We start from the raw sequence: 17,407 nt of genomic DNA, 5'->3' as shown, positions 1-17,407 counted from the left end.
AAAATTATTTAGCTTTGCGGCGTCTCGCAGGCTGTCCCTTCAAGATCAGTTTCTCAAGCCGCGCGCTGGTTCGGGCGCGGCCCACGTTGCGCGCGCCGGTTCCCGGCGACATCGCGCTCCCGAAGATGATGGCAAACGCGCCCATAACGTCACTCGATACCGAGCGATTACGGTCAGCGCTTTCGATCATGCCGATCAGTCGCTTCGCCTCTTTGCTCAAATTTACATCGGACTGTGCTGCCGCGCTCTCTGCTGGTTTGGCATCGGCTGGCCGCATCGGGCCATCATTGTCACGGAGCCACTCGACCCTGACCTTCAGGTATCGCGCCAGACCGAGTATGGAGCCGGCCTTGAGTTCGTTCGTTCCTCCTCCCTCGGCGCCCTTAAACCAGTATGTAACCGCGGACGAGCTTACTTCTGCCGCTTCGGCAAGGTCTTTTTTGAGGATGCGCGTCCCCAGCTCGCGCTCTCGTAGGGCGATGGCGTTCTTCAGGCGGTCGATAAAGTTCAACATGTTATCCATTTGAGCCAGCTTAAACGACATGATTTGAGTGCACTTGATTTATGAATTTGAGTGTGCTTAAATCGCACCATGGAACCGGAAAAGCGCGACCCAATTGCCTGCCAGATCATCGACGGCCTCGACGGAACAGTCGCGGTCGCTGATCTGTGCGAAATCGACCCCAGCGCCGTGTCTCAGTGGCGGTATGACGGGATACCGAAGCCTCGCATGCAGTTCCTCAGGCTCGCTCGCCCCAACTTCGATTGGAGTGTTGTGCCGGCGTCGTACTACGAGCGGCGTGCGCGCCGTGTTAAGGAGGGCATTTGATATGGCGCGTATGTCACCTGGAGTGCTCGTTGACCACGGCGCCGACTGGCTGCCGTTTGTCGTGCCTGTCAATGAGGCAGAGGCGCAGGGGCCGGCCAAACCGATTGAGATCGGCAAACGGTCGCTTCTGGCTCGGCTGATCGCCCTGTTTGGGAAAGGAGCGCGGCGTGTCTGAGTTTTCGGTTCACCTTGCTCCCGATACCGCTGCGATCGAGCAGGCGATAACGGAACTGTCAGCGCTTGCGAAACGCTTTCCCGATGTCGTCGAGCGATTTCTTGATGGATTGCTCGACGGCGCGGAACTGGTCCGCATTCACTGCGTTGACCGCCCCGCAGAAGCGACAGGTCACCTTCGGATTCTGCTTGAGCCGTCCGATCGTCTCCGTGAATTTCTTGCCGCAGCCCGAGCAGGGAATATCCACTGGGTGTTTGTCGAAGTTGATGGTCATGAGCGCCTCGGTCGTAGAGGGGTTGATCGTGTGGAAGCGCAATTCTGACACGGCCGTAGGCGCTCTCGTTTTCAACCGCAGTCCAACCATGAAAGGAGGAAATCATGTCTCGTCGTACCGAGTATCGCAACGAAGTGAAGACGCGTCTCTCGGACCGTACATACGAGGGAATGCAGGCATTCAAGCTGTTGCACGGCATTGAAAGTGATTCAGCGGCTTTATCGCGCATTGCGGATCTCACGTTGTTCGGGACAGTTGGCAATTTGCCCGCGAACCTGATCGACCGCAGTGCCAACGCGGCCCATGTCGGGACGCGGATCGCCGCATGACGCAATGCAATACCAGCTTTGAAATACGGCTTCCGGGACCGGAGGCGGCTGATCTCGCGGTGCGAGCAGCAAGGGAGGGCGTTTCGACACCTGAACTGCTGACTTACCACGTTCTGAAGGGCGCTTACGGCGTTTTTCACCCGATGGTGATCGCATTCGAGTCGCGACCCAAAGAGGGACGCGAGGAGACCAGTTAAAGCAGCGCAGCAAGCCGGTTAAAGCCGGCCGATCTGACGGGATTGAATCGACACATAAGCCGCTTGGTGCGCCAGTCGTCTTATGTGTCCGTTTCGCACTACTAAACGCGGTGTTGACCGCGATTTACCCGTGGAGATCACATGTTGACGTTGAAACTCTCGAGGCAATTTGGCCGCCTCTCAAGCGCGATCGGGCATAGCTTGGCGAGCATTGGCATGCCTTCGCGCTCGCCTCGCCCGAAATTCGGCCGCAGCAAGTGCATGCCGCACATTGGCGCAAAGGAACAGGAGCGCGCAAAGCGCTGCTACATGACGCGCCTACACGGCAATTTTCCGTTCGCCGAGCGCAGCGCGCCGACGATGTGTCAGTACGCGAAGCCGAAAACGGTCTGACCGTAGCCCGACCATGCAAACGGAATTCCATAGCCCGCGCTCCGGTCGCCGCGTCGCCGAGACGCAGCAGGACGCATTCCACGCGATCAGCGTCAAGGAACTGACGACCCGACAACGCATGGTCATCGACGCGTTCGAGGCCGGCGCGCGGAATCTCACTCGCGAAGACATCGCGGCAATCACCAACATGAAGTTGTCCAGCGTGTGCGGCCGCGTGCGCGAACTGCTCGACGCGAATCGTCTGGTCGTAGTCGGCAAGCGCGAATGCCCCGCCACGAACTCATCTCAGCAACTTCTTGCGATTCCCAGATAATGGCAAAAAATTCAATTGAGGCGTATGGCGCTTCGGGCAAGAGCAATGTCCTGTTCTTTGACCCCGATGCCCTCACGCTGATCACCGATCCCGCGCACCCACTGTTCGATCGTCGCGCGCTTTTGCCGTTCGATGAAGCGATGGTGCGCAACATCCGTCACCGAGGCGTGCTCGAAACCATTCTGATCCACAAGGATCCGGAAACCGGTGAGGTCGTCGTGGTCGACGGGCGGCGCCGTGTGATCGCCGCCCGCGAGGCGAATCGTCGCCTTCGTGATGAAGGCCTTGCGCCCGTTCTCGTGCCGGCGCTCCCGAAGCGCGGCAAGCCTGCGGAGCTGGCCGGCATGATGGTCGCCACGAATGAGCACCGGGAGCACGACAGCCCGATCAATCGCGCCGAGAAGATGCAGCGCTTGCGCGATCTGGGCTATTCCGACGAGCAGATCGCCGCTGAATTCCGCGTCGAGCCGCCGACAGTCGCATCGTCGCTCCGGCTGCTCGACTGTACGTCGGCCGTTCGGGACGCGCTGGAAGCCGATCAGATCACCGTATCGCATGCGCTGAAGCTGGCGAAGCTGGAGCCGGCCGAGCAGCGTGCCAAGGTAACGGCGCTGATCGCTGCCGCCGACGGCAAGCAGGGTCACGAGCGCTCGCGCGCGCAGAAAGCAGCGCTGTCCGGCGACGCCGCACCTCGCATGCGTTCGCGCAAGCAGATAGAGGCCGAACTGACCACGGCGACGGGCGATCGGGCCGCGGCGTTGCGTTGGGTGCTTGGCATGGATCCGGAGGCGTCTTGAGCGTTCCAGCGACATTCTGGGTGCGTGCACAGCGGGTCGGTAAGGGCTCGCCTAAGGCCGTTCTGATCGCGCTCGCAGACTTCGCGGGCGAGGACTTCCGTGTGTGGGCGAGCATGGATGCGATCGAGCAGTTCATCGAGCAGGACCGGAAGACGATCCTCGCGAACATCAAGCGGCTGAAGGAACTCGGCTATCTCGAAGACACGGGCGATCGAACCGGCAAGACTGGTCAGGTCGTCGTGTATCAGATCACCAGCCCTGCCGGCGCCGCAAAAGTGCAGATGACGAATCGTGACGGCAAGGTGGTCGAAATCGGACCGCCCCAATCGAAACAGTCACAAGAACGGAACTGTTCCGAAAACGGTACTGTTAAAGATACCCAAAAGCGGAACAGTTCCAAAAACGGAACAGTTCCAGATTTGGATGGTAAGGGTCCCAAATTTTCCGCCAAAGGGTCCCAAATTTCCTCCGAAACAGTCCCAAATTTGGGACACGGAACTACTAAGGAACTACCAGAGGAACAGAAAAGCAACGACCAATACGCGCGGCGTGCGCCGCGAGTTGCGTTGCATGCCGAACTTCTGAACATCGAACTGCCCCCGACGATCCCGTTCGCCGTGTGGGACATGTGGTGCGAACACCGCGAGGCGAAATCGAAGGATGCGCCGTGGACGCGCCCAGCAGCGAAGGTGTCGATCAAAAAGCTCGAGATGCTGGCGGCGGCGGGTCAAAGCCCCGAAGTGAGTGTCGAGGAAGCCGTGCTGCGAGGCTGGACGGGGCTCTTCCCGGTTAGGCAGGTGGCGGGTTCCACGACGGGCGCGAGTGCTTCGGTTGCCGCCGACTGGTGGAAAACCGAGAGCGGCATCATCACCCGCGGCCAGCAGCTAGGGGTCGTGCGCAAAGACGGCCAGCTGTTCGAGCAGTTCAAGGCGCGCGTGTTCAAGGCGGCCGGGCCCGGCGAATGGATGGAAGAAATGCTGCGCGTCGTCAGCCGTGAGAGCGAGGAGCGGTACGAGGCGCTGTACGCGTATTTCAACGACATCCCGCGCGAGAAGGTCGCGCAAGCGGAGGCCGCATGAACATCACCCGCTTTAACGGGCAGATCATCGCGCATGACGGATTCGAGGCGGTGAAGATGCCCGATGGCGAGGTTGGCTGCTCCGGTTGCGTTTTCGTCAGCGGTGGCGAACCAGGTTGCGATGAGCATGCATGTTACCCAGGCGCTTTCCCGTACGAGCATCCGCTGAGAGGCGCACGCTGGATCTACTGGGTGCGCAAGGAGCCTGCATGACCAGCCGCTCGACCTCGCTCCGCTACCCGGAAGGAACGAAGACCGTCGGCACGGCGCGCGTGCGCGAAACCGGCTGTGCGCAACGCGAGATGCAGCGTGTGTCCGGAAATGTGCCTGTTCGTGAGCCGGACGAATTCGACCGCGTGACGCTTCACGAGCCAACCATGCTCGGCGGCGTTTCGTTCATGGTTGCCGGTCAGCCGGTCGCCAAGGGCCGTCCGCGCGCCGGCATAACGGATGACGGCATTCGCATGCACACGCCGGCAAAGACCAAAGCGTACGAGCGGAGGATTCGCAGCGCAGCGCGCGTTGCAATGCACGGCCGCATTCCGTTTGGCCGACCGGTCGCGCTGAAGGTTTCGATCTATCTCGAAATCCCGATGAGTTGGCCGAAGACGCGGCAGACCAAGGCAAAGATCGGCGTGATCTGCGCCACGAACAAGCCCGACGCAGACAACGTGCTGAAGGCGATCAAGGATGGCATGAACGGCATTGTCTACGAAGACGATTCTCAAGTGGTCGACATCGCGGTGACGAAGAAATATGCGCTCGAGCCGCGCGTCGAGGTCGAGGCAAAGGAAATTGACGGGGAGGCCGCGTGAACCATCCTCCAATGAGCCTTGAGCGCCGCCTTCTGCTTGAGTGGTTCGAGAAGCATCCGAATTCATCGCGCGCTCAGTGCTCAAAGGCGCTAGGCGGATCTGATACCGCGACCCTAAAGAAGATCATCGCCGTGGTCCGCTCAGGTCACCTGAAATCCAACGGCGACATGCGCATTCCGAAATACCGCCTGACAGGTAAGAAATTCGAGCCATCGGACGATTTCGTCGCTGCTCGATGGGTAAAGGAGAAAGCAGCAGCATCAGTGCGCGAAGCTCTCCAGCACGCCACGACCGACACGTTGGCGGTTTCGTCCAATGCAATGATTTTGGTCGGGAGGGCTCAAGCATGAGCGATGTTCGAATTTGTCAGGCCACGAACAGTGTGTGCGCTACTTGCAAGCCTTCCGAGGAGTGCGCGCTGTTCGCGGGAACGCATACCCATCTCGAGCGAGTCGATCATCCCGCGCACTACAACGCCCATCCGAGCGGCATCGAATGCATCGACGTTGTCGAGCACATGGGCTTCAACTTGGGCAACGCGATCAAGTACATCTGGCGCGCGGATCACAAGGGCGCATCGATCGAAGATCTGAAAAAAGCTCGCTGGTATGTCGACCGCGAAATTCAGAAGCGGGAAAACGGCAAGTGAAGCGATCAGGATTCGGGCCGCGCAAGGCGCCAATGTCACGCGGCTCATGGTCGCGCAAAGACGCGCCGCTGCCTGATACGCCGTTGCGGCGGTCGCGCATCAAGAGCAGCCCGAAGCGGTCGACGGTTGCGGAAGGCAAGCGGTTTATCGATGCATGCCGCGGCGAGGAGTGCTATCTGCGCGTGCCGGGTGTGTGCTGTTCGATCGGCTGGGCGCACGAATCAGTCGTCGACTGTCATTCGAATCAGAGCCGTCATGGCAAAGCCGGCGCTCGTAAGGCAGACAACATTTACACGGTGCCGGGTTGCGGTCCGTGCCATGCATTTATCGACCAGAACCGCGTCGGCACGCCAAAGCAAGAGAAGTACGACATATGGGATCGAGCATACGCGGAGTGGGAGCTGGTGCGCGATCGGAAGATGGGTATCCAACAACAGGAGGCGGCATGAAGTTCGTGAAATTTATGGCGTATTGGGCGGTCCATGCCGCGTTCTTTTATGCATGGCTTGAGCTAGGGTATGACGGCGCGTTCAACGTCGTCGCGACCGGAGTGGTAGTTCTGACGCTGATTTTTCTGCTCAGTCTTGGGATGTCGAAGGATCGAGTTGCAGAAATTGCTTCCGAGAAAAAGCAGTGGTATTCGCCGGCGGGTGTTGTGTTGAGGCTCGGTGAAATCACGATCCTTATTTGGACCGGCCACGTATGGCTTGGCGTTCCCTATTTCGTCTCGTGGGGAATATGCGAACTACGGATTCAGGCAGCGCGTGAGGATGCTGCGCGCGCATGAAACCTATTCGCCTTTTAGTCGATATGCCGTCGCACGGTGTATTCACGATCGGCGGCCGCATGGGCGTCGGTCCGATCGAAGAGCAAGTCGAAACGACTGCCGATGGGCTGCGGCGCGTCGAGTTCAAGGGCGAGACGCGGGACGACTACGTCATGGCTCGTGCATATGTCCCGCCTCAGTATCAGGACTATCTGCGCCGCGAGCGTCGGCTCAGTGCCGATGACCACGTGTGGTGCGTTGCCCGCGTGAAGGACAACGTCAAATCGTTGGCGCCATTCATGGCAAGCGATGATCCCCATTGGGGTGAAAAATGATCGAGATCGACGTCACGCTTTATCCCGCGATAACCGTGCCGGGTCAGAGACGCGCCTCGCGCGTCGAGCCGTACAAATTCAAGGCCCGCGCAATCGCTCTACGCCGCGTCACATATCAGGGGAGATTCGACCGCGATCTCGTGCAGGCGCTCGCGTACATTCCAGAGAAACTGCGACAGTATGTGAGCCACTCCGACAAGAACCGCGTATGCGATGGCCTGTGCTGGCTGCACATCGACACAAGCATTGCATCGCCGGTCGTCGCCGATTTCATCTCGAGCGGTCGGCTTGAATTGCTACTGGAGGGCGCATGAACTGCATATCCGTAGGTTTCTGGTTTGAAGTCGGCCGCGTTATGGCTGGCGTTGCGCTTTTCGTCGGCGCCCTAGCAGTCATTGTAATCGGCATGTTGGGTGCATCTTTTTTATGGAGCCGTAGATGAGCGCACAAGCATACATCCAATGGGCCGACGTGCCGAAGTCGTTGATCGAAAGCAGTCGTCAGCACATCGACGAACCGACGAAAGCGCAGATCGTCGCCTTCGACGGTTGCCCACTTTGCGGCGAGATCAGCCAAACCAGCGAGAAAGTTCTGCAGGTCGAATACGTGTTCCCGAGGCATCGCGACTTGCGCGACTCGTTAGTCGACTGGTTTATGCATCACGGCATCAGCTTCACGGTAGTGGTGTGATGGAGCGCGTAAAGGGAGGTCCGCTCGCGAATCTCGCCGGCCGATGGTCAAACGAACCGGCATTCCTCGAATGGATGCGCTCAACGAACCAGCCTGCAAACACGCCGCGAGACGCCGCCGAATTCATTCGCGCGCGCTGCTGCATCGAGAGCCGCGCGCAGCTCGACCACAACCGGGAAGCTAAGGCGCGCTTTGACCGCTATGTGCGGGAACCGTATTCGAAGTACCGCGCCGAGACCGGGCGCGCTTGATTTAACACCGCATGGGGACTAAATGAGCCAAGACCAAGAGATGCATACGCGTGAGCGTAACGCGGCCGATGACCAGGCGAACGAATGGGTATCATGGTGTTGGACGCGCCGCCTTTTCGCGCCGCCCGTGCGATCGAGCGTGCTGGCCCGTCTCCAGCCTCCGTCTCGGCCAACGTACGGAGAGCCGGATGCGGCGCTCATTCCCGACATGCCATTTTTCAATATGGCTGTGCATGCGTTGTGCGAAAACGCGGAATTCAATGGCGAAGCCGCATGCTTCGTCGGTGTGTATTGGTATCGCGCGAACATCAAAGCGATGGCACACGAGCAGCAATGCGCGCGCGGCACTGTGTATAACCGAGCTCGTCGATTCTCTGAGCGCGCCATAACGCTGAGTCGCTCAATTAAGAAAGTGCACGAATCCTTCTCGGCTGAAAAGTGTTCAATTTCAGTTGAACAAAATAGTACGTGCGTTGATTGAACACTTAGCCATAAAATACGGCCTTAATAGATAGGCTGAATCACTGCCTCCTAAGAGCCCGCGAGTCGAAAGACGGCGGGCTTTCGCATTTCTGGAGCATGCGATGGGACCTCGTTGCTGGTGGTGCGCACGACTGATGCAAGGCCGCACACGATGCTGCGATCCCCTCGACAAGCTCGACACGATGTCTCCTCCGGTGCCGAGAGTCGCCGGTTCGCCCCGCTTCATGCTGGGCGCTTTCTATTCCGCCGATGCTTAAGCTCAATGTCCGCGCTGATGTAAAGGGTGTGACGGCCAGTCTCACGCGATACGTTGGCGAGCAGCAAAAGGCTGTTGTTCGGGCGCTGAACAAGACCGCGCAACAAGCGCGCACGACCGCATCGCAAGAGGTCCGCGCCGCTGGCTACAACATCAAGGTGAGCGCGATCAAAAGTTCGTTCGCTATTCAGCGTGCGTCGCGTGGCAATCTCGTTGCAGTGCTCAAGGCGACGGGCCGTCCTATCGCACTGATCAACTACGGTGCGCGGCAAGGAAAGGGTGGTGTGAGCGTGCAGGTGAAAGCAGGGCGCACGATCCTTCGCCATTCGTTCATTGCGACGATGCAGAACGGTCACCGTGGCGTATTCGAGCGCACGGGCAAGCAGCACAAAAAGGTTATGCGCAACGGCAAGCAAATTAGAACTGGCTTGCCGATAAAAGAGTTGTACGGTCCATCGATACCGCAGTCCCTCGCGAACGAGGCTGTGCAAAAGGCAATCACGACGAAGATCAGACAAAAGTTCCCGCAGATCCTCGCGCGCGAACTCGCATTTGTAAGGATGTCGAAATGATCACGCACCCCTGTGGTGAATGTTGCGAAAATGCAACGGTTTTCGAGCGGGTCCCTCCGCAGCGACCCTGTAGGGCGGAGACGAAGACCCGCGAGTTTCGTCTAGCTATGAACTTTTCAAATTTGGGTAACAGGTAACAAAACCAGCGATGAAACAGAGCGAGTTTGCAGCCCTCCACGGCGTCAGTCGAAAGACGGTCACGAAGTGGAAGGAGCGCGGCTGGCTTGTGTTTGCGGGCGATGAGGTCGACGTCGACGCATCGAATGCGCAGCTGAAAAAATATCGGCGCGATGGCACCGATGCTGTTACCCAAAATGCGCAAGGTAACAGCCAGGGTAACAAGCCGTCGGCCGCTCGAAAGCGCGTTACCCGACGCGATGCGGAGGTAACAATCCGCGACGGCGAGACTGCCGAGGATGCTGCCGGCCGCGTGCTGGCAGCGACCGGCGCTGAGATGAATTTTGATGAAGCGCGGCGGGTGAAGGAAAACTACCTCGCGCTGCAGGCGCAGCTGGAGTATGACCGCGATGCGGGGCTCGTTGTCGCTGTCGCCGACGTCGCGAAGGTGGTCGGCGAAGAGTATGCCAAGGTGCGCACGAAGCTGATCGCCATTCCTGCAGAGCACGCCCCGCGCATCCATATGTTGAAAACCGTCGTCGAAGTTCAGGACGCCCTGCAAGAGATCATCGTTGAAGCGCTCGAGGAGCTGACCCGGGATGGAGTCGCACGCTGAAGCGCGGCGATATGCAACCGGGTATGAAGCGCTCAAACGCGAACTGCTTGCTGCGCGCCGGCGCAATATTCAACCGCCGCCGAAGCTGACGCTTAGCCAATGGGCTAATAAGTACGCAGTGCTCTCGCGCGAGACGAGTGCCCAGACGGGGCGATTTCGCGCGTTCCCGTACCAGAATGGGATCATGGACGCGGTCACCGATCCGACAGTCGAGACGATCTCCGTTCAGAAATCGGCGCGGGTTGGCTACACGAAAATCCTCGATCACGTCGCCGGCTACCACATTCATCAGGACCCGGCGCCGATGCTGATCGTTCAGCCGCGTGTCGAGGACGCCGAAGATTACAGCACGACCGAGATCGAGCCGATGCTGCGGGACACGCCCGCGGTCGCGGAGATCGTTGGCGACCTGAAGAAGAAGGATTCGAAGCAGAAGATCCTGAAGCGCGTTTTCCGGAACGGCGCGTCTATATCGTTCGTCGGGGCAAATAGCCCTGGCGGCTTCCGTCGTATCACGGCGCGCATCGTCGCGTTCGATGAGATCGACGGTTATCCGGTCCAGGGCGCCGGCAAGGAAGGCGACCAGATCAAGCTGGGTATCAAGCGGACAGAGTCATTCTGGAACCGCAAGATCATTCTCGGCAGCACGCCGACAGTGAAGGGATTCAGCCGGATCGAAAAGAGTTACGAGCGAAGCGATCAGCGACGCTACTACGTGCCGTGCCCGCATTGCGGTGAGCATCAAGTTCTCGAGTGGGGTGGTCCTGACACGCCGCACGGAATGAAGTGGGATAAAGACGAGAACGGGAAAGGATTGCCCGATACCGTCTATTACGTGTGCCGCCACAACGGCTGCATCATCCACGACGTAGACAAGCCCGATATGGTCGCGCGCGGAGAGTGGCGCGCGACGAAGCCATTCAACGGTCATGCCGGATTCCACATCTGGGCCGGATACAGCCTGTTCCCGAATGCGTCGTGGCGCAACCTAGTCGCTGAGTGGCTCGACGTCAAAGATGACCCTCTGCAGCGTCAGACGTTCGTCAACCTGGTGCTCGGAGAGACGTATGAAGACCGAGGCGACCGAGCGCTGAGCGAAGACAAGCTTGTCTCGCGATGCGAGGTTTGGCCTGCCGAGGTGCCTGATGGCGTTGCGGTTGTGACCGTCGGTGTCGACACGCAGGACTACCGATTCGAGGTCGAGGTCATCGGATGGGGGCGTAACGAGGAAAGCTGGTCGATCGCGCACGAGGTGATCGAGGGCGATATGGAAACGCCCGATCCATGGAATCGTCTCGACGAACTGCTCAAGCGTATCTGGTATCGCGCAGACGGCCGCGGATTCGAAGCGATGGCGGTTTGCATCGACTCTGGCGGCCACCATACGCAGAAGGTCTACGACTTTTCGAAAGAGCGCCTCGGCCGGCGCGTGTGGGCGATCAAGGGTGAATCGGCGATCGCCGGCAAGCGCAATCCGGTGTGGCCGACGAAGAAGCCAAGCCGTCGAAACAAGTCATCGTTCAGGCCAGTGATTCTCGGTGTGAACGCGGCAAAGGACGTCATCCGCGAGCGGCTGCACAAGGAGGCGCCGGGGCCGGGCTATATGCATTTTCCGACTGACCGCGACATCAACTATTTCGCGCAGCTCACGTCGGAACGCGTGCTTGTGAAGGTGACTGGCGGCCAGAAGTATCGGGTGTGGGATCTCCCGCCCGGCCGCGCGAATGAGGCGCTCGACTGCCGCGTCTACGGCTATGCGGCGCTTTGCGGCCTGACTCACCTCGGCCTGAAGCTGAACGTCACCGCAGACGAAGTCAAGGCCGCGCATACCGCGCTGCCGTACGTCGCGCCTGAACCTGCCGCGAACGCGCCAGCACCAGAGGTGCCAATCGTACCGTCGGCCGTGCGCGGTCCGTCCGTGAAAGTCATCGGCGGTGCAGCGGGGTCGAAGTCGCGGACGAGTCAATTAGCGTAGTGGAGAAAGTATGGGTGCCTATGACGGACGCAGCAGGGCCGACATGCAGGCGCAGTTGACGGCACTGCTAAGCGCCTACGACCAGTTGATGGCCGGAAAGCAGGTTGCGACAGCCAGTTACGCGCAAGGTGATGGAACGAAGTCGGTTTCGTATCGCGCGACCGATCTTGGATTGCTCGACGGGGCGATCTCTCTTCTCCAACAGAAGCTCGGCATCATCCGCCGCGCGCGAAGACAAATCAGATTCATCTATCGCTAATGGACAATCCGGTGCAAATCCTTGGTGCGGACGGTAAGCCGTTGCCACCGCAGCGGGGACGCGCGTCCATGCTGACAGGCTATAGCGGCGCGCCGTACGACGCCGTCGACCTGTATAGCCCGCATACCGAAGACTGGATGCCGTACCTGTGGTCTCCCGACGGGGAGATCAACATGTACCAGCCGCGCCTCACGGCGCGCGCACGCGACCTGATCCGTAATGATGGATGGGCGACCGCCGCAGTGATGCGGTCGGTGGACAACGTGATCGGTCCGGACTTTCGCCCGATCGCGAAGCCCGATTACATGGCGCTCCAGGCGATCACGGGAAACAAGAAATTCGACCACGTCTGGGCGGATGAATTCGGTCAGCAGATCGAGGCGAACTGGCGCGCGTGGGCGCATGACACGGGGTTCTATTGCGATTCGGAGCGCATGCTCACGATCCCGCAAATTTTCCAGCTTGCTTTTCGTCATCAGGTCATCGACGGTGATTGCCTGGCGATGATGCACTGGATCCCGAATCGTGTCGGCATTGGCCGTGCACGCTATTCGACTGCTGTGCAGATCATCGATCCTGACCGGTTGTCGAATCCTCAGCTGCAATTCGACCAGCAGGCGATGCGCGGTGGCGTCGAGGTCGACGAGTTCGGTGTGCCGACTGCCTATTGGATCCGGCGTGCGCACCAGGGCGACTGGTTCAGTGCGGCGAAGGCTCAGCACTGGGATCGCATCCCGCGCGAGACCGATTGGGGCCGGCCGATCATCGTGCACAGCTACGACCATGATCGCGCATCGCAACACCGCGGCATCGGCTTTCTTACGCCGGTGCTCGCGCGCTTCAAGATGCTCGCGAAATACGATCGCACGGAACTCGATGCCGCGATCGTGAATGCTTTCTTTGCAGCATATATCCAGAGCCCGTTCGATGGCGAGCTGGTGGAGGAAGCACTCGCCGGATCGAACAAGGTTAGCGCGTACCAGATGGAGCGGTCCTCGTTCCATAAGGAGCGCGGCACGCGCCTGGGTGACGTCGGCATGACGCATCTTTACCCGGGTGAAACGATCGGATCGCTCGCGCCCAATCGGCCGAGCAGCAACTTCGCGGCATTCGAAAGCGCAATGCTGCGCAACTTCTCGGCCGCCACCGGTTTGGCTGCGCAGCAGATCAGCCAGAACTGGGCCGAGGTGAACTATTCGGCATATCGGTCGGCGATGCTCGAGGCATGGAAGACGTTCGGGCGGCGCCGTATAGGCTTCGCCTCCGGGTTCGCGCAGCGCATCTATGTTTCGTGGCTCGAGGAGTCGATGGAGGTCGACGACTACGTGATGCCGGGCGGGACGGTTCCTGACTTCATCGAAGCGCGCGCAGCGTATGCGCGCGCCAAATGGATGGGCCCGGGTCGCGGCCTCGTGGACGTCGTCAAAGAACGTCAGGGTGCGGCGCTCGGTATTGCTGAGGGTCTGTCATCGGTAGAAGACGAGGCCGCCGAAACATCCGGCACTGACTGGCGCGAAATTGCGGAACGCAATGCAATCGTCGTCGAGCGATACAAGCGCCTTGGCTTGCCTGTGCCGTCTTCGTTGTCTGGTATGGGTGCCAAGGAGGCCAGCAAACCTCCGGAGGAAGAATAAATGCGGTTTGCACATCTGGCGCAGCGTCTGTTCAACGTGCCGCTCGCGATCCGTCAGGACAAGGCCGAGGTGATCATGGCGGCGCTCGCCGAGCGTCTCGGTGTCACGCAGATGATGCGTGTCGACGGATCGCCGATTCGCCCTATGGCGTACGACGACTGGGATGGCGACTACTACGAGTCGACGAGACCCGGTCAGGTTGTCGATCCCGGGTACACCATGGTCGCCGATACCGGCGTCGCGATGATCTGCGTGCAGGGCACACTCGTGCAGAAGCTTGGCACATTGCGGCCCTATTCTGGAATGACCGGGTACGACGGCCTGCGCGAGAGCATTCTGCGCGCGCATGCGGACCCCGCTGTCAGGGCGATCATGTTCGACATCGATTCGCCGGGCGGCGAGGTCGCGGGTTGTTTCGATCTCGTTGACACCGTCTACGGTTTGCGCGGCGACAAGCCGATGTGGTCGATTCTGAGCGAATCGGCTTATTCGGCAGCCTATGCATTCGCGAGCGCGACGGATCGGATCATCGTTCCTCGCACGGGCGGCGTCGGCTCGATCGGCGTGATCACGATGCACGTCGACTGGTCGAAGGCGCTATCGAGCGCCGGCGTCGCGGTCACATTCATCAAGTACGGCGATCGAAAGGCGGATTTCCACCCGGAGATCCCGCTGTCGCCTGAAGCACTCGAGGCGGCGCAAGCCGACATCGACATTATGGGCGAACTGTTCTGCAATACGGTCGCCCGAAACCGGAACATCGCGGCGGATGCTGTCCGCGAGACGCAGGCAGCCTGCTACATGGGCGAAAGCGGTGTGAGCCGCGGGCTTGCGGATGCAGTGATGGCGCCCGATGCGGCGTTCCTGGCCTTGCTGGATGAGCTGGCCTAAACCACCTGTGAGAGGAAACTCATGAGTTTGAAGAAGACCCTTGCGGGCGCGATGCCGTTCGCCCATCTGTTGAGCAATGGCCCGCGCGCCGCACGCGCAGAAGAGCAGGACGATGAGCGCAAGCAACGCGACGGCGAGTCCGACGACGATTACGCGAAGCGTATGGAAGAGCTCGACGAGAAGGAGCGAGCCGAGGAAGAAGAGCGCAAGCAAGAAGAGGCGAAGAAGGCCAATAAAGCCGACGATGTCGACGGTGACGATGCCGACATGGAAGATGGCGACGACGAAACCGACGACGCGAAGAAGGCTGCTCGTGCGTCGGAGCGCGCCCGTTGTGCGCGGATCATCGCGCACGGCATCAAGATCGGTTCGGTTCGTCAGGCCGGCGTGTTTGCCTTCGATACCAGGATGTCGTCGAAGGCTGCGATTGCTGCGCTCGACGCGAGCAAAGCCGATGCGCCGGCTCCCGCACCGAAGCGCGCCGCTCTCGCCGACCGCATGTCGACGACGCAAGTGCCGAATCCCGGCGTCGGCGGCGCGGCTACTGCGCCGAATCTCGCTCAGCAAATCATCGCGGCTGGCAAGAAGCGCCGCGGCGAAGCGTAATTCAATCCCCAGTCCAGTAAGGAGCAACGTCAATGACGCTCAACGTCAACACGATTGGGGACAACCCCCAACAGCCCGGCATCTACGCCGAAACATACATCCCGGATCAGCTGATCGCGGGCAATCTGAAGATTGTCTCGCAGCCGATCATTCTTGCGGCTGGCGCTTTGCCGCGCGGCTCCGTGCTCGGTGCTGTCAGTTCGCTGGATGTGATCTCGACGCCCGGCACGAACACCGGCAACGGCACGATCGGCAGCATCAGCGCATCGACAGGTTCGAAGCAGGGCGCATATGTCCTGACTGCGACCGGCGCGACCACATTCACCGTGGTCGATCCGGAGGGCAACTCGTTGCCGAATGCAACCGTCGGCACGGCGTATTCGCAGCAGGGTATCGGCTTCACCCTCACAGCAGGCGGCACCGCATTCGCGGCTGGCGACAAGTTCACGCTGAATGTTGTCGACGCGGTTGGCACGTACAAGCTGAGCGTGAAATCGGCAAGCGACGGCAGCCAGACGCCGGTCGCAATTCTCGCCGACGACGCCGACGCAAGTGCGGGTCCGGTTACCGCCGGCGCGTACCTGATGGCCGAAGTCAACGCGAACTCGTTGCACTTCGACGCGTCGTGGGACATCCCGTCGCTGACGACCGCGCTGCGCCCGTACAGCATTTTCGTCAAGTCCTCGGTCTCCGCAGCAGACCCGAGCTAACCGCAATCGCGCATCGAATGAAGCCCGCTTCGGCGGGCTTTTTTGTGCGCGCTCGCTTTTCATCTCAACGGAGAAAGAGGAATGACCCAGTCATTTTTGTACGACACCAACACGCTGATTCAGGTGGTTCCCAACCTGAAGCTGGCGCAGCAGTTCCTGCTGGACAAATTCTTCCCGAACATCGTCACGGCGGATTCCGAAAAGGTGTCGATCGACATCGACGTCGGTAAGCGCCGGATGTCGCCGTTCGTATCGCCGCTCGTCGAGGGCAAGCTGGTCGAGCAACGTCGGTATCAGACGAACGAATTCAAGCCGGCCTACATCAAGGACAAGCGCGCGCCGGATCTGCGCAAGCCGGTTCGCCGCATGATCGGCGAACGCATCGGCGGCGACCTGAAGGGCATCGAGCGCGAGATGGCGAATCTCGAGGCCGAGATGACGGACCAGATCGACATCCTGAACCGCCGTCTCGAATGGATGGCCGCTCAAGCGCTGCTCGGCGGCGCAGTGACCATTTCGGGCGAAGGCTTCGAAACGGTCGTCGTCGACTTCGGCCGCGATCCCGCTCTGACCGAAGCCCTCACGGGCAACCAGCAGTGGACGCCCGCAAATGTCACTGCCGGCACGGCGACGCCGACGGCGAATATCGAGACGTGGCAACACATCATCCTGAAGAAGTCGGGCGCCAAGGTCACGGACATCGTTTTCTCGACGTCGGCATGGACCGGCTTCCTGGCCGATCCGCTGGCGAAGGGTGCGATCCAGTACCCGAATCTTGCGCAGAGCGGCAACGTGATCAATCCGGGCGCGCAGATCGAACAGGGTGCGGTCTACAAGGGCAAGTGGGGCCAGTATGACCTGTGGGTCTACAACGACTGGTTCGTCGACGACAACAACGTCGAGCAGCCGATGCTGCCGGATGGCGAAATCATCATGTCGGGTCCCAACCTGATGGGCACCCGTGCCTTCGGCCAGATCATGGATCCGGCGTTCAACTACGAAGCACTGCCGTACGCGCCGAAGACGTGGGTCGAGCAGGATCCGGCTCAACGTCTGCTGCTGATGCAATCGTCGCCGATTGTGATCCCGAGTCGGGTGAACGCCTGTTTCTCGGCGAACGTCTGCCCGGCGGTGGTCGACTGATGGGCGCCCCTGTAAAACAGGAGCCCGCGCAAAGAACCGCTGCACTGGAAATCGCGATCGTCGCGCGCGGCCGTACCGTCAGGGATCTGGACGGTGTGCCGCACGCAGCAGGCGACAAGGTGCAGTTGCCGGCATCGGAAATCGCGCGCTTGCGCGCGCGTGGCTTTCTGATCGATCCGGAGCGCCCGGCGATTCCTCTTGCTGACGGGCCGACGTTTGGCTCCGCGACGGGGCCGCGCATCAAGCGAGGCTGA

At 60.3% G+C, this 17,407-nt stretch carries 27 protein-coding genes; 25 read left to right on the top strand and 2 right to left on the bottom strand.

Annotated elements, in window-relative coordinates; genetic code table 11:
• Nucleotides 1–4: 4 nt before the first annotated feature.
• Nucleotides 5–523: a hypothetical protein gene (locus ACYPXD_RS22335; protein WP_459716063.1), complete on the bottom strand. Its 519-nt coding sequence runs from the start codon at nucleotides 521–523 to the stop codon at nucleotides 5–7.
• Between the two features lie 69 nt (nucleotides 524–592).
• Here ACYPXD_RS22335 and ACYPXD_RS22330 point away from each other — a divergent pair, with 69 nt between their 5' ends.
• Nucleotides 593–829: a helix-turn-helix domain-containing protein gene (locus ACYPXD_RS22330; protein ID WP_459716061.1), complete on the top strand. Its 237-nt coding sequence runs from the start codon at nucleotides 593–595 to the stop codon at nucleotides 827–829.
• Between the two features lie 233 nt (nucleotides 830–1,062).
• Here the strand turns inward: ACYPXD_RS22330 and ACYPXD_RS22325 are convergent, their stop codons facing one another.
• On the bottom strand, nucleotides 1,063–1,278 hold the full coding sequence (locus ACYPXD_RS22325; RefSeq protein WP_459716059.1) for a hypothetical protein: 216 nt from the start codon (nucleotides 1,276–1,278) through the stop codon (nucleotides 1,063–1,065).
• Between the two features lie 104 nt (nucleotides 1,279–1,382).
• On the opposite strand from ACYPXD_RS22325, the gene ACYPXD_RS22320 reads away from it, so the two are divergent.
• The 24 genes from ACYPXD_RS22320 to ACYPXD_RS22205 all read left to right on the top strand — a co-directional run bounded on the left by ACYPXD_RS22320 (nucleotide 1,383) and on the right by ACYPXD_RS22205 (nucleotide 17,407).
• A complete protein-coding gene (locus tag ACYPXD_RS22320; protein ID WP_459716056.1) occupies nucleotides 1,383–1,607 on the top strand; it encodes a hypothetical protein in 225 nt (74 codons plus the stop codon).
• A gap of 603 nt (nucleotides 1,608–2,210) precedes the next feature.
• Nucleotides 2,211–2,510, top strand: a complete 300-nt coding sequence (locus ACYPXD_RS22315; protein WP_459716053.1) for a hypothetical protein — start codon at nucleotides 2,211–2,213, stop codon at nucleotides 2,508–2,510.
• A complete protein-coding gene (locus ACYPXD_RS22310) occupies nucleotides 2,510–3,307 on the top strand; it encodes a ParB/RepB/Spo0J family partition protein (RefSeq protein ID WP_459716721.1) in 798 nt (265 codons plus the stop codon). Before ACYPXD_RS22315 ends, ACYPXD_RS22310 begins: the two co-directional genes overlap by 1 nt.
• Complete coding sequence (locus ACYPXD_RS22305) at nucleotides 3,304–4,386, top strand: helix-turn-helix domain-containing protein (protein ID WP_459716051.1); 1,083 nt, start codon at nucleotides 3,304–3,306, stop codon at nucleotides 4,384–4,386. Before ACYPXD_RS22310 ends, ACYPXD_RS22305 begins: the two co-directional genes overlap by 4 nt.
• Entirely contained in the window at nucleotides 4,383–4,598 is a 216-nt protein-coding gene (locus ACYPXD_RS22300; RefSeq protein WP_459716049.1) for a hypothetical protein, read from the top strand. The genes ACYPXD_RS22305 and ACYPXD_RS22300 overlap by 4 nt, the downstream gene beginning before the upstream one ends.
• Nucleotides 4,595–5,200, top strand: coding sequence for a RusA family crossover junction endodeoxyribonuclease (locus ACYPXD_RS22295; RefSeq protein ID WP_459716047.1), 606 nt, complete (start codon nucleotides 4,595–4,597; stop codon nucleotides 5,198–5,200). Before ACYPXD_RS22300 ends, ACYPXD_RS22295 begins: the two co-directional genes overlap by 4 nt.
• Nucleotides 5,197–5,550, top strand: a complete 354-nt coding sequence (locus ACYPXD_RS22290) for a hypothetical protein (RefSeq protein ID WP_459716043.1) — start codon at nucleotides 5,197–5,199, stop codon at nucleotides 5,548–5,550. Before ACYPXD_RS22295 ends, ACYPXD_RS22290 begins: the two co-directional genes overlap by 4 nt.
• Nucleotides 5,547–5,849, top strand: coding sequence for a DUF3310 domain-containing protein (locus ACYPXD_RS22285; protein WP_459716038.1), 303 nt, complete (start codon nucleotides 5,547–5,549; stop codon nucleotides 5,847–5,849). The genes ACYPXD_RS22290 and ACYPXD_RS22285 overlap by 4 nt, the downstream gene beginning before the upstream one ends.
• Nucleotides 5,846–6,298 carry a hypothetical protein gene (locus ACYPXD_RS22280; RefSeq protein ID WP_459716036.1) on the top strand — a complete coding sequence of 151 codons (453 nt, stop codon included), beginning with the start codon at nucleotides 5,846–5,848 and terminating at the stop codon, nucleotides 6,296–6,298. Before ACYPXD_RS22285 ends, ACYPXD_RS22280 begins: the two co-directional genes overlap by 4 nt.
• Nucleotides 6,295–6,636 (top strand): hypothetical protein, encoded by a 342-nt coding sequence (locus ACYPXD_RS22275; protein WP_459716033.1) that lies wholly within the window; start codon nucleotides 6,295–6,297, stop codon nucleotides 6,634–6,636. Before ACYPXD_RS22280 ends, ACYPXD_RS22275 begins: the two co-directional genes overlap by 4 nt.
• Nucleotides 6,633–6,950: a hypothetical protein gene (locus ACYPXD_RS22270; RefSeq protein WP_459716031.1), complete on the top strand. Its 318-nt coding sequence runs from the start codon at nucleotides 6,633–6,635 to the stop codon at nucleotides 6,948–6,950. Before ACYPXD_RS22275 ends, ACYPXD_RS22270 begins: the two co-directional genes overlap by 4 nt.
• Nucleotides 6,947–7,264 (top strand): hypothetical protein, encoded by a 318-nt coding sequence (locus ACYPXD_RS22265; RefSeq protein WP_459716027.1) that lies wholly within the window; start codon nucleotides 6,947–6,949, stop codon nucleotides 7,262–7,264. Before ACYPXD_RS22270 ends, ACYPXD_RS22265 begins: the two co-directional genes overlap by 4 nt.
• 124 nt (nucleotides 7,265–7,388) lie before the next feature.
• The gene (locus tag ACYPXD_RS22260) at nucleotides 7,389–7,640 is read left to right on the top strand and encodes a phage portal protein (RefSeq protein WP_459716024.1); all 252 of its coding nucleotides are present in this window, start codon (nucleotides 7,389–7,391) and stop codon (nucleotides 7,638–7,640) included.
• Nucleotides 7,641–7,913: 273 nt separating this feature from the next.
• On the top strand, nucleotides 7,914–8,372 hold the full coding sequence (locus ACYPXD_RS22255; RefSeq protein ID WP_459716022.1) for a hypothetical protein: 459 nt from the start codon (nucleotides 7,914–7,916) through the stop codon (nucleotides 8,370–8,372).
• Nucleotides 8,373–8,623: 251 nt separating this feature from the next.
• On the top strand, nucleotides 8,624–9,202 hold the full coding sequence (locus ACYPXD_RS22250) for a phage tail protein (protein WP_459716020.1): 579 nt from the start codon (nucleotides 8,624–8,626) through the stop codon (nucleotides 9,200–9,202).
• Between the two features lie 148 nt (nucleotides 9,203–9,350).
• Nucleotides 9,351–9,935 (top strand): hypothetical protein, encoded by a 585-nt coding sequence (locus ACYPXD_RS22245; RefSeq protein WP_459716017.1) that lies wholly within the window; start codon nucleotides 9,351–9,353, stop codon nucleotides 9,933–9,935.
• Nucleotides 9,919–11,910, top strand: a complete 1,992-nt coding sequence (locus tag ACYPXD_RS22240; RefSeq protein WP_459716015.1) for a phage terminase large subunit family protein — start codon at nucleotides 9,919–9,921, stop codon at nucleotides 11,908–11,910. Before ACYPXD_RS22245 ends, ACYPXD_RS22240 begins: the two co-directional genes overlap by 17 nt.
• Before the next feature lie 10 nt (nucleotides 11,911–11,920).
• Entirely contained in the window at nucleotides 11,921–12,169 is a 249-nt protein-coding gene (gene gpW, locus ACYPXD_RS22235) for a gpW family head-tail joining protein (RefSeq protein ID WP_459716012.1), read from the top strand.
• 68 nt (nucleotides 12,170–12,237) lie between these two features.
• Nucleotides 12,238–13,803 (top strand): phage portal protein, encoded by a 1,566-nt coding sequence (locus tag ACYPXD_RS22230; protein WP_459716007.1) that lies wholly within the window; start codon nucleotides 12,238–12,240, stop codon nucleotides 13,801–13,803.
• Complete coding sequence (locus ACYPXD_RS22225) at nucleotides 13,804–14,694, top strand: S49 family peptidase (RefSeq protein WP_459716005.1); 891 nt, start codon at nucleotides 13,804–13,806, stop codon at nucleotides 14,692–14,694.
• A gap of 21 nt (nucleotides 14,695–14,715) precedes the next feature.
• Nucleotides 14,716–15,300 carry a hypothetical protein gene (locus tag ACYPXD_RS22220; RefSeq protein WP_459716003.1) on the top strand — a complete coding sequence of 195 codons (585 nt, stop codon included), beginning with the start codon at nucleotides 14,716–14,718 and terminating at the stop codon, nucleotides 15,298–15,300.
• 32 nt (nucleotides 15,301–15,332) lie between these two features.
• Complete coding sequence (locus tag ACYPXD_RS22215; RefSeq protein ID WP_459716001.1) at nucleotides 15,333–16,010, top strand: head decoration protein; 678 nt, start codon at nucleotides 15,333–15,335, stop codon at nucleotides 16,008–16,010.
• Nucleotides 16,011–16,091: 81 nt separating this feature from the next.
• A complete protein-coding gene (locus tag ACYPXD_RS22210; RefSeq protein WP_459715999.1) occupies nucleotides 16,092–17,153 on the top strand; it encodes a major capsid protein in 1,062 nt (353 codons plus the stop codon).
• Nucleotides 17,153–17,407, top strand: coding sequence for a hypothetical protein (locus tag ACYPXD_RS22205; protein ID WP_459715997.1), 255 nt, complete (start codon nucleotides 17,153–17,155; stop codon nucleotides 17,405–17,407). Before ACYPXD_RS22210 ends, ACYPXD_RS22205 begins: the two co-directional genes overlap by 1 nt.

It is taken from the genome of Paraburkholderia sp. 2C (genome assembly GCF_054589215.1).
The sequence above is the reverse complement of the archived record's forward strand: the minus strand, read 5'-3'. Positions and strand labels throughout refer to the sequence as shown.